This is a genomic window from Dorea acetigenes (assembly GCF_025567385.1).
Lineage (GTDB): Bacteria > Bacillota > Clostridia > Lachnospirales > Lachnospiraceae > Claveliimonas > Claveliimonas acetigenes.
The window spans coordinates 53163-66138 of sequence record NZ_JAOQJU010000005.1; the positions used below are offsets into that span (position 1 = coordinate 53163).

At 46.7% G+C, this 12976-nt stretch carries 10 protein-coding genes and 1 pseudogene; 3 read left to right on the top strand and 8 right to left on the bottom strand.

The window, feature by feature from the left end; all coding sequences use genetic code 11:
- Positions 1 to 10: 10 nt before the first annotated feature.
- The 5 genes from tadA to OCV99_RS06735 all read right to left on the bottom strand — a co-directional run bounded on the left by tadA (position 11) and on the right by OCV99_RS06735 (position 5448).
- Complete coding sequence (tadA, locus tag OCV99_RS06715) at positions 11 to 520, bottom strand: tRNA adenosine(34) deaminase TadA (RefSeq protein ID WP_158369338.1); 510 nt, start codon at positions 518 to 520, stop codon at positions 11 to 13.
- A gap of 92 nt (positions 521 to 612) precedes the next feature.
- Complete coding sequence (locus OCV99_RS06720) at positions 613 to 1425, bottom strand: DUF6128 domain-containing protein (protein ID WP_158369339.1); 813 nt, start codon at positions 1423 to 1425, stop codon at positions 613 to 615.
- 67 nt (positions 1426 to 1492) lie between these two features.
- A complete protein-coding gene (locus OCV99_RS06725; RefSeq protein ID WP_158369340.1) occupies positions 1493 to 2917 on the bottom strand; it encodes a deoxyguanosinetriphosphate triphosphohydrolase in 1425 nt (474 codons plus the stop codon).
- Positions 2918 to 2949: 32 nt separating this feature from the next.
- Positions 2950 to 4086 (bottom strand): prolipoprotein diacylglyceryl transferase, encoded by a 1137-nt coding sequence (locus OCV99_RS06730; RefSeq protein ID WP_158369341.1) that lies wholly within the window; start codon positions 4084 to 4086, stop codon positions 2950 to 2952.
- 147 nt (positions 4087 to 4233) lie between these two features.
- On the bottom strand, positions 4234 to 5448 hold the full coding sequence (locus tag OCV99_RS06735) for a substrate-binding domain-containing protein (RefSeq protein ID WP_158369342.1): 1215 nt from the start codon (positions 5446 to 5448) through the stop codon (positions 4234 to 4236).
- A gap of 257 nt (positions 5449 to 5705) precedes the next feature.
- Here OCV99_RS06735 and pflB point away from each other — a divergent pair.
- From pflB to OCV99_RS06750, 3 genes and pseudogenes are all read left to right on the top strand, one after another.
- A pseudogene (pflB, locus tag OCV99_RS06740) lies at positions 5706 to 8087 on the top strand (formate C-acetyltransferase).
- A complete protein-coding gene (gene pflA / locus OCV99_RS06745) occupies positions 8087 to 8848 on the top strand; it encodes a pyruvate formate-lyase-activating protein (protein ID WP_158369417.1) in 762 nt (253 codons plus the stop codon). Before pflB ends, pflA begins: the two are co-directional and overlap by 1 nt.
- A 99-nt stretch (positions 8849 to 8947) precedes the next feature.
- Positions 8948 to 9118 (top strand): DUF362 domain-containing protein, encoded by a 171-nt coding sequence (locus tag OCV99_RS06750; RefSeq protein WP_101695893.1) that lies wholly within the window; start codon positions 8948 to 8950, stop codon positions 9116 to 9118.
- A 139-nt stretch (positions 9119 to 9257) separates the two neighbouring features.
- Here OCV99_RS06750 and OCV99_RS06755 read toward each other — a convergent pair whose 3' ends face one another.
- The 3 genes from OCV99_RS06755 to OCV99_RS06765 are packed head-to-tail and all read right to left on the bottom strand — an operon-like array spanning position 9258 to position 12893.
- Positions 9258 to 10307 carry an ABC transporter permease subunit gene (locus OCV99_RS06755; RefSeq protein ID WP_158369345.1) on the bottom strand — a complete coding sequence of 350 codons (1050 nt, stop codon included), beginning with the start codon at positions 10305 to 10307 and terminating at the stop codon, positions 9258 to 9260.
- A 1-nt stretch (position 10308) separates the two neighbouring features.
- Positions 10309 to 11403: an ABC transporter permease gene (locus OCV99_RS06760; RefSeq protein WP_158369346.1), complete on the bottom strand. Its 1095-nt coding sequence runs from the start codon at positions 11401 to 11403 to the stop codon at positions 10309 to 10311.
- Between the two features lie 2 nt (positions 11404 to 11405).
- The gene (locus OCV99_RS06765; protein WP_158369418.1) at positions 11406 to 12893 is read right to left on the bottom strand and encodes a sugar ABC transporter ATP-binding protein; all 1488 of its coding nucleotides are present in this window, start codon (positions 12891 to 12893) and stop codon (positions 11406 to 11408) included.
- Positions 12894 to 12976 lie beyond the last annotated feature (83 nt).

Sequence of the window (12976 nt, forward strand, 5' to 3'; positions counted from 1 at the left end):
AAAAATAATCCTATTTTATTGTACTCTGAACAGAACTCTTCCTTAAAGCGTCCTGTTCTTTTTTCTTCTTTCGGAGTTCCCGGAAAAATCCACTCATTAACTGACTGCATTCTTCTTCCAGAATCCCCGTTTCTATTTCTACTTTATGATTGAATCCATCCATCTGCAGCAAATTCAACACAGAACCCGCACAGCCTGCCTTGGGATTCATACAGCCAATCACCACCCTGGTTATGCGCGCCTGTACAATCGCTCCGGCACACATGGGACAAGGTTCCAGCGTCACATACATGGTACACCCTTCCAGCCGCCAGTCCCCCAGCTTCCTGCTCGCTTTCTTAATCGCAGCAAGCTCCGCATGGGCAAGGGTATTCTTGTCCACATTCCGGCGGTTGTAGCCTCTGCTGATAATCTTTCCTTCATATACAATCACACAGCCAATCGGCGTCTCATCAAGAGCATACGCCTTTTTCGCCTGTTTTAAGGCTTCTTTCATATATTTTTTATCCTGATCTGTCATTTGGGGACACCCTTTCCGTCAAATAAGGACACCACATTTGTTAATTGGGGACGTAGTAAAATGACATTTTACTACGTCCCCAATTATACCGTTTATGATCTCACTTGTCGACACCAATATCCAAAATCCTCTACGTCTTTTCCTTCGTCTCCCGTCAGCTCTATCTCCTGACTGTCTATTTTCACAAACCGCGGGAATCCGAATGCCTCTGCCGCCCTTGCTTCCCTTGGGTGGTAGATTCCCGGCACGCCAAGCCACCGCCCGTCCCCGTCATCCACAAATACCAGATGATGATAATTGCGGTAACCGTGCAGGAGAAAACTGTTATTCGCAAGACGCCATTCACATCTTGGAAGTCTGGCAATATCTTGCCTTTCTATCTTTGTATACTGCACCGCAGAAGGCTCGATATACGTCTCGATTTCCACTTCCTGCGGCAGTTCTTCCCGCTCTTCCTTATATTTCGCCGCTTCTGCAGGCTCAGACGCTGTTTCTGCAATCATCTCTGCGGGTTCCGGCTCCGGTTTCCACTCTTCCATCCCGCTGATATCCGCCGGCATATCGTTCCACACTGCCGCGAAACGCGGTACGCTGTCATTTTCCAGTATAATCCCTTCTATCAGCGGATAGTTATCCGGCTTACCGGTATCTTCGTCAGTATAAGTCAGGCAATAGCTTACCGTCGGTCCTGCCTTCTCTATCTCTCCCTGACATACGCCTACACATCTGCCATTTTCTGTATAAAAAAGAAACACGCGAAGGCTCTGATCTCCCTGCAGGCGCATTCCTTTTCCATGGATATGTACCGACGTACTTTTTTCATCCTGCTCCACCTTTACAAATCCGATATTCCTCACTCTCTGTCCCTGTCTGTATTCATACAGATAACGGATAAACCGTCTCATACCTCCACGTCCAATCCTATCTATTCTCCATAGTCTATTCCATTGTACGAATAAATATTCATAGACATTAAATCATTGCTTTCATTTCCTGATACAGCCTCTTTGCATAACTGTCTGTCATCCCGCAGATATAATCTGTTACAAGCAGAAGCCGGAGATAAAGCTTCTCCACGTCATTTTTTCCTCTGGAATGGTAATGGTAAGCATTTTTATAATTATCCGAAATAAATGACACCAGCCGCTTATCAATCGTCTCCAACTGCTCCGTCCTGTCATCGTATTTAATAATTGCCGTCACAAAGCGATCCATCAGATAGTCAATCATTACCGCCTCTGTCACTTCCATGCGGTAAATGAATTCGGACGTGAATACTTCCCTGTATGCCAGGTCTCCCAGCATATCCATCAGCCTTTCGGCAAAAGTCTGGTGAAACAGGTCATACCGATAGGTTCCCGCCATAATCGCCTCATAATTAGACGTAAATCCATAGGTTGCACAATTAATCAGGAATCCCTGCACTCTCACAATCCAGTTCTTAATGGCATATTCTTCCGGATTCTCCACATGGAGCGCCTTCCCTCTCTCATAAAGCTCCCGAAGCTTCGCCACAGGGCTGAACTGCGCACCACCCTGCCCATACCGCTCCTGAAGCTCATCCAGTTCTTCAGCAAGAACATTATAAGAAAGGAATCCTTTGACAAAAGCGTCCTCAATATCTGCCGTCTTATAAGCAATATCATCCGCCGCCTCCAGTATGAACGCCAACGGATGCCTGTTGCCTTCCGTCCCGGTTTCTCGCTGGATTTCTTTAAATATATCTTCATCCGCGTAATAATATCCCAGCTTTTTCTGCTTAATATCTCCCGATTTCGGATTCATCTCCAGGGATGATACCGGGTATTTTACAATCGTATTAAGCAGCGCATAGGTAAGGTTCATCCCCCGCTCATCCACAAGGAAATGCAGCTTGGAAACCAGCCGCAGAGCCTGGGCGTTTCCCTCGAAATGACAGAGATCCTCCCGCATCTGCGGCGTCAGCACCTCTGCAATGGGCTGCCCGTGATAAGTAAGCTCCGGGAGATTCCTTACAAACCATTCCCGGATTGCCAGTTCACCAAAATGACCGAACGGCGGATTGCCGATATCATGAATCAGACCCGCACACTGCAGGATATTGCCGATATCTTCCTTCATCTGCACGGTAAACAGCGGATCTTTCTTGTACGTCAGAATATACTCTCCGATGTTCTGTCCCAGCGACTTGGCAAAGGAAGATACTTCCAGAGAATGGGTCAGCCTCGTCCTGATAAAGTCGCTCTTATCCAGCGGAAATACCTGCGTTTTATCCTGCAGCCTCCTGAAAGACGCGCTCCCTATAATCCTGTGATAATCTTTCTCAAATTCACTTCTTAAATCTGTGTTTCTGGTATATTTCTGTCTCGCAGAGCTTCCCTTGTACCTCTTTGCAGACAACAATTGTTCCCAGTTCAATCTCTCTCACTCTTTCTCTTTACCGCCGGAAATTATTCCAGATAAATCGGCGGCTCATAGTCCTTGCCAAGCAGCGCCTTCTTACGTTCCTGATACCCCATGAACGCCCACTCTGTCATATCTGTCCATTGATGGTTCGCCCTATCATACACCTGCACATATCCAATACGCTTCGGATGAGATCTCACACTGTTTGTCTCATACTCATGCCCGGTATAAGGATTCACCTCTCCGCGTTCTAAGTCTTCTTCATCATTATCCTCTGCCTGCATTCCTTCTACAGACTCATAGATTGCCTCATAAGAAGAATTCGTCGTCTCCACAGTTTCCGGCTTCTTCTTCTCTTCCTTTTCTGCTGCCGCGGAATCCTTCCGGTTCCTTCTCTGGAAGTAGGCGCGCCACCCGCGTGGTTTCTTCTCTTCTCTCACCTTTTCTTCCTCTTTTCTTTCCTTTTCTTCCAGCTCAACTTCCTTCAGCACTTCTTCGATCGACTCTTCCTCCGGCTTCCATTCAGCCGCAGCTTCTTCTCCGTCGACCGCATCCAATGACGGTTCTCCTCCCACATCTTCCTGCCAGTGAGTCTCTTCCGCCTCATTTATCATAGTTTCCTCTGCCGCCTCTGATACCAAAGCTTCTGATGCGAGATTTTCTGCAGCGCCTTCTGACCGCATTTCTTCCGATCCGGCAACCTCTGCTTCAGCACTTTCCGTCATCCGTGCCTCTGTTTCAGCATCTTCTTCCATCTTCCGTGCACTCAGCTCGTCCAACTCTCTGTGGATATCCACCAGTTCTCCAATGGTAATATCCCGCTCTGCCCCTGCTGTCTCAGAATGTATCTTTTTCTTCTTTTCTTTCTTTTCTTTGCGCACTTTCGCCTTCTCAAGCTTCGCCAGCTCTCTTTCCGTCGGTTCCACGTCCTCTGCCAACGCAGCTCTCTCTGCCTGTTCACTGTCCCCCAGGATACTGAGTTTAAAAGGGCAGCCCAGGATATCTGCAATCATACGCATATCCTGCTCCTGAAAATTATCTCTTCCCAGGCGCTGTGTAAGATTCTGGCGGGACATCTTCTTACCCGTCCGTTCTTCAATTATCTCTGCGAGTTCTTTAATAGTCATGCCTTTGCGGCTTAAGATGATTTTGACTTGCTCTCCGAATGTAAGATCTAACATGATATTCCTCCTTATTTCATTAACTTATACTCACCCGGCAGATTTAGTAAACAAAATAATTTCTTCATAAACCTATCCTTTTCCCTTTTTCCATTTTAGCAAAACTCATCTTATCCGTCAATGCAGAAAACAGAAGTCCCGGCAGACCTAATAAGCAATTTCCTGCTTCTGCGCCATCTCAGGCGTCACCCAGGTATATCCTGTGTCCACTTCTGCCTCATTGCCTATGGAAAGCACAGAACGGGCTGCCGCTACGACGGCGGCATACCCCATCCCATAAGGATTCTGCATAACGATCCCGTCAATCTTCTCATCTGCAAGCGCCTGCACAATCTCTTCATTCACGTCAAACCCGGTAATAACCATCTCTTTCTTTTCCATTCTGTCACACAGGGCAAGCGCAGCTTCCACCGCTGATTCATTCGTAGCATAAATTGCCGCCACATCCGGATTCCGCCGCAGGATGTAATCCAACACCTGCTCGTCCGTAATATCCTCCGCCGTTACCGGCTCTGACGGAATCTCAAACAACTCTCCTTCCGCGACTCCCTGTTCCACAGAATAACTGCCCGCATTTATCTCGTCCGCCATATTCTTCTTCTTTTCGTCCAGTTGATCCAGATAATAAGTATTCGCCACCGAGATACCTGCATGATTTTCCTCTATCTCTCTGATAAATGCTTCCGTGCGCTCTTTCCCATTCTCTGATACAGAATCATGCGCCAGCACAATCACTTTCCCCCGCTCCTTCATAGCCTCCGCCGTGCGCGATGCAGCCGTCTGTGCCGCCGCCTCATTGTCTGTTCCTACCTTCGCCATCAGCCCTTGGTAGCCGCTTGCGGAATCAAATGCTACCACTGGGATATCATTCATCGCCGCCAAATCAAACTGCACTTCACAAGACTGGGTATCAATAATCGACATAGCAAGAGCCGACGGATATCTAGCCAGCTCTTCGTCCAGAATATTCACCTGCTCGTCCACGTCCTCCGGTTCACCCGGACCGCTGTAGACGATCTTAATCTTATCTTCTCCCTTATAACCCAGGGCTTCATCCAGATCAGCCCCCGCATCCTTCGCTCCTTCCTCCACAGCAGCCCAGAAATCCCCATCCGCACTTTTCCCAATGACAGAAATATAGGTTCCCGGCTCAAGCTCAATCCCTTCCACACTGCTATATGCATAAGGCCTGATCGCATCCAGGCACTTCTGCCGGCTATCCTCTTCCTCCTGTTCTTCACTGCTTTCTTCCACCGGTTTCTGTCCTTCTTCCGCTTTTTTCTCTTCCTGCTTCGCGCCGCATGCACATCCAAGCAGAGAAACACTCAGGATTACACTGATTATTTTAAATTTTTTACACATTTTTCCACTCTCCTGCAATCATAAAATACTCACTGAATACAAACACTATACACCAAATCAATAGGAAAATGTTGAAGTTTTTCTTAAAATTTTAAAAAGAAGTTACCATTCAAATCCGGCTTGTGGAACAGTCACCCCACCCACATAAGCAGTCTTAGCTCCGTCAGGAGCGGGACTGGAGCATCGAAGATGCGACGAGTGCGCATGCTGGTGGGGTGCTGTGAATGGTAACAAAAAGAATCATACGGGAGGCATCTATGGAAACAAACTGGATAACAGAATGCTGGGAGGGCTTTACTCCGGGAAGCTGGAACCGCTCTTCTGTCAACGTCAGAGATTTTATTCAATTGAATTATATACCCTACGAGGGCGACAGCTCTTTTCTTGCCGGTCCCACCTCGGCAACGAAGACTCTCTGGGAGCAGGTTCTTAAGCTGTCCGAGAAGGAACGCGAGGCAGGCGGCGTCCTGGATATGGACACCGACACCATCTCTTCTATTACCTCGCACGGTCCCGGCTACCTGAACCGGGAGCTGGAACAAATTGTCGGCTTCCAGACAGACAAACCCTTCAAACGCTCACTGCAGCCTTATGGAGGAATTCGCATGGCACAGAATGCCTGTCAGGAACATGGCTATGAAGTAAATCCCCAAGTAACCGAAATTTTCACCAAATACCGTAAGACCCATAACCAGGGCGTATTTGACGTCTATACAAACGAAATGCGGCTTGCCAGAAAAGCTGCTATTATCACCGGGCTCCCGGATGCTTATGGGCGCGGACGCATCATCGGGGATTACCGCCGGGTAGCATTATATGGATGTAAATGGCTGATAAAGGACAAAAAACGGCAGTTTGACCTTCTGTCCGGGCAGATGACGGAGGATACGCTCCGCCTCCGGGAAGAGCTTACTGAACAAATCCGAGCGCTAGAAGAGCTAAAAGAATTGGGAAACATCTACGGCTTCGACATCAGCCGCCCCGCAAAAAATGCGAAAGAGGCAATTCAATGGTTGTATTTTGGTTATCTCGCCGCTGTCAAAGAACAAAACGGCGCTGCCATGAGCCTTGGACGCACGTCCACCTTCCTTGACATTTATATACAGAGGGATCTGGAAAAGGGTCTGATTACAGAGGAGCTGGCACAGGAATATATCGACCATTTTATTATGAAGCTGCGGCTGGTAAAATTCGCCCGCACCCCGGAATACAATGCTTTATTTTCCGGTGATCCCACCTGGGTGACAGAATCCATCGGAGGCATGGGAATTGACGGACGGACACTGGTTACCAGAACCTCTTTTCGTTACCTTCATACACTGGATAACTTAGGAACAGCTCCGGAACCGAACCTAACAGTGCTCTGGTCCGCGAAGCTTCCGACGCCATTCAAAGAATACTGTGCCGAAATGTCTATCCGTTCTTCTTCCATCCAATACGAAAATGATGATCTGATGCGGGTCACACACGGCGACGATTATGCCATTGCCTGCTGTGTATCTTCCATGCGTCTGGGAGAAGAAATGCAGTTTTTCGGCGCCAGAGCCAACCTGGCAAAGTGCCTTCTTTATGCCATAAACGGCGGAGTCGACGAGCGCATGAAGGTTCAGGTAGGACCCAGATACCGCCCCGTCACCACGGAATATCTGGAATATGAGGATGTCATGCAGAAATTTGACGACATGATGGAATGGCTTGCCGGGCTGTATGTCAACACGTTGAACGCTATTCACTATATGCACGACAAATATTGCTACGAACGTATTCAGATGGCACTTCACAACCGGGAGGTAAAGCGTTATTTTGCAACTGGGATTGCCGGACTTTCTGTGGTGGCAGATTCGCTGTCTGCCATCAAATACGCCCGTGTAAAGCCTCTCCAGGACGAAAACGGAGTTGCCGTGGACTTCGAGATTAGAGGAGATTTCCCCAAATACGGGAATAATGATGACCGGGCAGACAGCATTGCCGTCATGGTGGTTCAGACCTTTATGGACAAAATCCGCAAACACAGCACCTACCGTCATTCCATTCCCACCATGTCCATCTTAACCATCACCTCAAATGTTGTATACGGCAAGAAAACCGGAAACACCCCGGATGGCCGGAAACTGGGAGAGCCTCTGGCCCCCGGAGCAAATCCTATGCACAAACGGGACTCCCACGGCGCCCTCGCATCCCTGGCATCCGTTGCGAAAATTCCCTTCCCCTATGCGCAGGACGGCATTTCCAACACATTTTCTATTATTCCGGGGGCGCTCGGCAAAGAAGACCGCATCTTTACCGGTGATCTGGATTTGGACAGCCTTGCCTGCGGTAGCAGCTCTCCCTGTCACATTCCAAATATTGAGGAAAGCCTGGATGAAGAAAGTGAAAGAGGATAGAAAGGAGATTTTATGAAAGAAAACAAACAACAGATTGACAATTTAATCACTATGCTGGACGGATACATGGCGCAGGGCGGCCATCATCTGAACGTAAATGTATTTACCAGAGAAACCCTGCTGGATGCACAAAAGCATCCTGAAAATTATCCCCAGCTTACCGTCCGCGTATCCGGATACGCTGTCAACTTCATCAAACTCACCAAGGAACAGCAGGACGACGTCATCGCCCGCACCTTCCACGAGGATATATGATGGAACAAGGATATGTACACTCCATCGAAAGCTTTGGCACAGTGGACGGTCCCGGCGTACGTTACGTAATCTTTCTAAGCGGCTGTCCCCTGCGTTGCCAGTACTGCCATAATCCGGATACCTGGGAGCCCGCCTCCGGCAGCTTGATGTCCGTCCCGGAAGTCCTTGAAGGCTTCTATAACAATCTCCCTTTCTACCGGAAGGGAGGCGTGACCGTAACCGGCGGTGAACCTCTCCTGCAGTCCGACTTCGTCACGGCAATTTTTCGCAATCTTAAAAAGCATCACATCCATACCTGCATAGACACCTCCGGCGCCGTCTTCACAACCGACAATCCTGCTTTTTTAAAAGAGCTTGACCGGCTGCTTTCGCTTACCGATCTGATTCTTTTAGATATCAAGCATATGGATGAAACAAAACACAAGATGCTGACCGGACAGTCCAACCAAAAGATATTTGCCTTCGCCAAATATCTGGAAGAAAAGAAAATCCCCGTATGGATCCGCCACGTCATTATTCCCGGCATCACTCTGTACCGGGAATACTTGGAAGAACTGGGAGAATTTATGGCAGACCTTGATAATATACAGGCGTTGGAAGTTCTCCCCTATCATTCTATGGGAAAGGAAAAATATAAATCTCTGGGAATCCCTTATCCATTGGATAACGTACGGGAACCTTCCGCCGAAGAAGCTGCAGCGGCACGGCAGATTATTCTCTCTGCATATCAGAAAAAGAAAGAACGCTTGTACTCAATTTAGACCACGATTTTCACTTGTATATTTGTACCTTTTGTATTATGATAAGAATAGACGAAAAAGGTTTTTTATGTCTAGACAATTAAAAGGAGGGTACATATTATGGCACACGTAATTAGTGATGAATGTGTAAGCTGTGGATCTTGCGAAGCTGAATGTCCAGTTGGCGCAATCTCTCAGGGCGCAGATCATTATGAAATCGACGCAGACGCTTGTGTAGATTGTGGCGCATGTGCAGCTCAGTGTCCTACAGGAGCTATCTCCCAGGGCTAATAGCTGTATCTATCGGTTGTAATAATGTATAAGACAAAAAACAGCGCAGGAGCTTTCGCTCCGGCGCTGTTTTTATTACGCAAAAAATGGCGGCTTACGAAAAGCCGCCATCTATCATATCTCTACTATACGTTCATCATTAGCCCTGCTTACGAACCTTCATGATAACACTCTGGATAACAAGGAAGAGACACAGCATAACAGCTGTTGTAATTCCTGTCCACCAAGCCTGATCCAATCCGGCTGAAGATACGATGTTCTTGATTGTGCTGAGTGAAAGAACTCCGAACAGAGTACCAATAATATTACCAACACCACCAGTCAGCATTGTACCACCGATAATGGAAGATGCAATAGCGTTCATCTCTTCTCCTGATGCATGGGACGGTGAACCGGAACCTACATGCAGGAAGTATACAAATCCGCCAATACCCGCCAGAATTCCGCAGAGTAACTGAGCAAAGAATCTGGTTCTCTTTACGTTGATACCAAGCATCAAAGCGCTCTGACGGTTACCGCCTACAGCGTATAATGCACGTCCGAACTTTGTCCATCTAAGAACACAGAACAGAATGATTACTACTAAAAGCGCAACAACTACACCGATTTCAACATAAGCATCTACATATTTACCAAGCTTATTTACAGAACCAAGTCCCGGAACTGTAATACGCGTACCCTTCAAAGCAACGAAATCTTCATTCGCAACATTGAACGGGCTTGAATTAACGATTGTCGTCATACCTCTGGCAAAGAACATACCTGCCAGAGTTACAATGAATGGCTGAATATCCAGGTATGCAACCAAGAATCCCTGTACGAGACCAAATGCAACACCAATTGCCAGAGCAATGATAACTGCTACAGCTACATTTCCGCCTTTGAAATCCAGGTAAACTGCACAGCACATACCAACCAGAGCTGTAACACCACCAACGGAAATATCAATACCGCCGGTAATCATAACAATACTCAGACCACAAGATAAAATAATCAGTGCAGCATTCGCGTTCAGGATATTCAGGAAAGTCTGTGCTTTCAGGAATCCTTTTCCCTGGAATATAATTGCCGCAATATACATAGCAAAGAAGATTACTACCGTGATAAGTAACAGCAGGTTTGTATCGGTCATATTCTTCAGCTTATTTCCAATACCGCCGCTCTTTGCTGCTTTTTTCTCTCCTGCCATATTAGCCAACCTCCTTTACATCATGTTTCTTAGGCGCAATTTTTTTCTTAATTCCTGCAATGAAGTCCTTCATACCAGGTGCGCTCATAACAACCAGCACAATTACGACAACTGCCTTGTATGCCGGAAGTGCATCTGACTGTACATTAAACTTGTAAAGTGTGGTTGTCAGACACTGAATTACATATGCTCCGATAACGGAAGCTGTCATGTTGAATTTACCACCGCTCAATGCATTTCCGCCAAGGGCAACTGCAAGGATGGCATCCATTTCAATATCCTTCGCTATAACTGAATAGTTAATAGAAGAAAGACGGCTTACTTTAATCAATCCGACAACAGCAACACACAGACCCAGGATTACAAAAGAAAGGATCTTAATGAAAGCCGGATTCAGACCATTCAGTCTGGATGAGTTCTCATTGATACCAACAGCTTCTGTATACAGCCTGAGGTTTGTAAAACGAAGCACTAACGCAATAACAATTACACAAATCATAGCGATAAAGAATGGCGTCGGAATCGGAATTCCCGGAATAAATCCACCAAAATATGTAAAGGTTGTATCGCTTACAATCGGAAGCTCATTGTTATTAATCCATGCCGCAATGGAACGTCCCGCCGTGTAAAGAATCAGGGTCGCTACCATCGGCTGAATCTTGAAATATGCTACCAGAACACCATTAAATGCTCCAAATAACATTGCTGCAACACATGCAACTAAAAATGCTACAATAATCGGAGCCTGCAGCTCATCCGGTCTGGAATCTGTTCCGCAGAGCACACGAAGAATCACACTACCTGCAATCGCTGTTGTAGCGCCGACACTGATATCCTGTCCGCCTGTAGCAGCTGTAACAAGCGTCATACCAATCGCAAGGATTGCAAGCTCTGAACCAGAGTCCAGAATTGTAATTAAATAACCTGACAGAACCGGGTCGCCGGCACTGTTATGTCCTAATGTAATCTTAAAGAAATTAGGATCGGCAATCAAATTGAAAATAAGGAGCAGAGCCAACGCAACCAACGGAATAAAGATCTGCTGCCTTGTTAAGTTCTTAAAAAATTCACCAACACCTGCTTTTTTCGTCTGCATAGTTATTTGTCACCTCCGGCAATTGTGCTCATAATCTTGCTCTGAGTCAGCTCTTCGCCTGAAAGCTCACCTACAACCTTGCGGTCACGCATAACGACCAGACGTGAACAGGTACGGAGCATCTCGTCTGTTTCAGAAGAAATAAAGGTAACGCTCATACCTTCTGAAGCAAGCTTAAGCACCAATTTCTGAATATCAATCTTAGTACCAATATCAATACCACGGGTAGGCTCATCCAGAATCAGATAGTCAGGATGAGTAAACAGCCAGCGTGCAAGGATAACCTTCTGCTGGTTACCACCGGAAAGTGATTTAATTGGTGTATCTGCCGAAGCTGTCTTAATATCCAGCAGCTTAATATATTCATCGGCAATCTTATAAGTTTCTGCTTTACTGAATGGTTTCATGAATCCTCTCAGTACCTGCTGAGCAAGGATAATATTGTCACGTACAGACAAATCGCCTACGATACCGTCTCCCTTACGGTCTTCCGGCAGGTATGCGATACCATTACGCATAGCATCTATTGGTTTTGTAATCTTTACAGATTTTCCTTTCATCTTCACGGTTCCGCCTGTCACCTTATCCGCGCCAAAGATTGCACGAACACTCTCGCTTCGTCCGGATCCAAGCAGTCCTGTAAATCCATTGACTTCACCTTTCTTAATATAGAAATCAAATGGCTTGATACCTGCATTGCTTGCAAGACCTTTTGCTTCATATACAGATTCAGTTTCATCACCCTGGTAAGTGGAGTAATCTCCCTTAATCTCTTCTGTATCATCCAGTTCCTTACCAAGCATCTTCGCAACAAGTACAACACGCGGACACTCTTTGATATCAAACTGTCCTACAAGCTGTCCGTCACGAAGTACCGTGATTGTGTCACACACCTCATATACCTGATCCAGGAAGTGAGTAACGAAAATAATACCAACGCCCTTTGCTCTCAGGTCGCGCATCAGCTTGAACAGCTTTTCAACCTCAGACTCATCCAGAGAAGAAGTAGGCTCATCCAGAATCAGAACCTTACATTCCATATCAACCGCACGTGCGATTGCTACCATCTGCTGTACAGCAATTGAACAGGTCGACAGCTGCTGCGTTGCCTTCGCCGGTATATCCAGTGACTTCAGTATCTTGTCCGTATCAGCGTTCATCTTTCTCCAGTTCTGAACAGCGCCCGCAGTACGGCCGATAAACATATTCTCAGCAACCGTAAGGTTCGGGCACAATGTAATCTCCTGGTATACGGTACTGATTCCGACTTTCTGTGCATCCTGCGGTGAATGTATTGCTACTTCACCTTCTTTACCCTTAATAAAAATCTGACCTTCATCCTTTCCGTACACACCAGTCAGAACTTTAATCAAGGTTGATTTTCCGGCACCGTTCTCACCCATTAACGCATGGATTTCACCTTCACGAAGGGTAAAATCAACTCCTTGCAAGGCACGCACTCCGGGAAAGCTTTTGTGAATATTTCTCATTTTCAATACGGTCTTATCTTCCACCAGTCCATTCCCCCTATAAAACTTTTTTTAAAAAAACAAGCGCAGTGCAAGCGTACAAC

Bases quoted from the DNA above. Each gene is read 5' to 3' on its own strand.
- pflA (WP_158369417.1), top strand. From the start codon at position 8,087: ATGGAACAAGGATATGTACACTCCATCGAAAGCTTTGGCACAGTGGAC.
- OCV99_RS06765 (WP_158369418.1), bottom strand. From the start codon at position 12,893: ATGAGAAATATTCACAAAAGCTTTCCCGGAGTGCGTGCCTTGCAAGGA.
- OCV99_RS06730 (WP_158369341.1), bottom strand. From the start codon at position 4,086: ATGTTAGATCTTACATTCGGAGAGCAAGTCAAAATCATCTTAAGCCGC.
- OCV99_RS06760 (WP_158369346.1), bottom strand. From the start codon at position 11,403: ATGCAGACGAAAAAAGCAGGTGTTGGTGAATTTTTTAAGAACTTAACA.
- tadA (WP_158369338.1), bottom strand. From the start codon at position 520: ATGACAGATCAGGATAAAAAATATATGAAAGAAGCCTTAAAACAGGCG.
- OCV99_RS06735 (WP_158369342.1), bottom strand. From the start codon at position 5,448: ATGTGTAAAAAATTTAAAATAATCAGTGTAATCCTGAGTGTTTCTCTG.
- OCV99_RS06720 (WP_158369339.1), bottom strand. From the start codon at position 1,425: ATGAGACGGTTTATCCGTTATCTGTATGAATACAGACAGGGACAGAGA.
- OCV99_RS06755 (WP_158369345.1), bottom strand. From the start codon at position 10,307: ATGGCAGGAGAGAAAAAAGCAGCAAAGAGCGGCGGTATTGGAAATAAG.
- OCV99_RS06750 (WP_101695893.1), top strand. From the start codon at position 8,948: ATGGCACACGTAATTAGTGATGAATGTGTAAGCTGTGGATCTTGCGAA.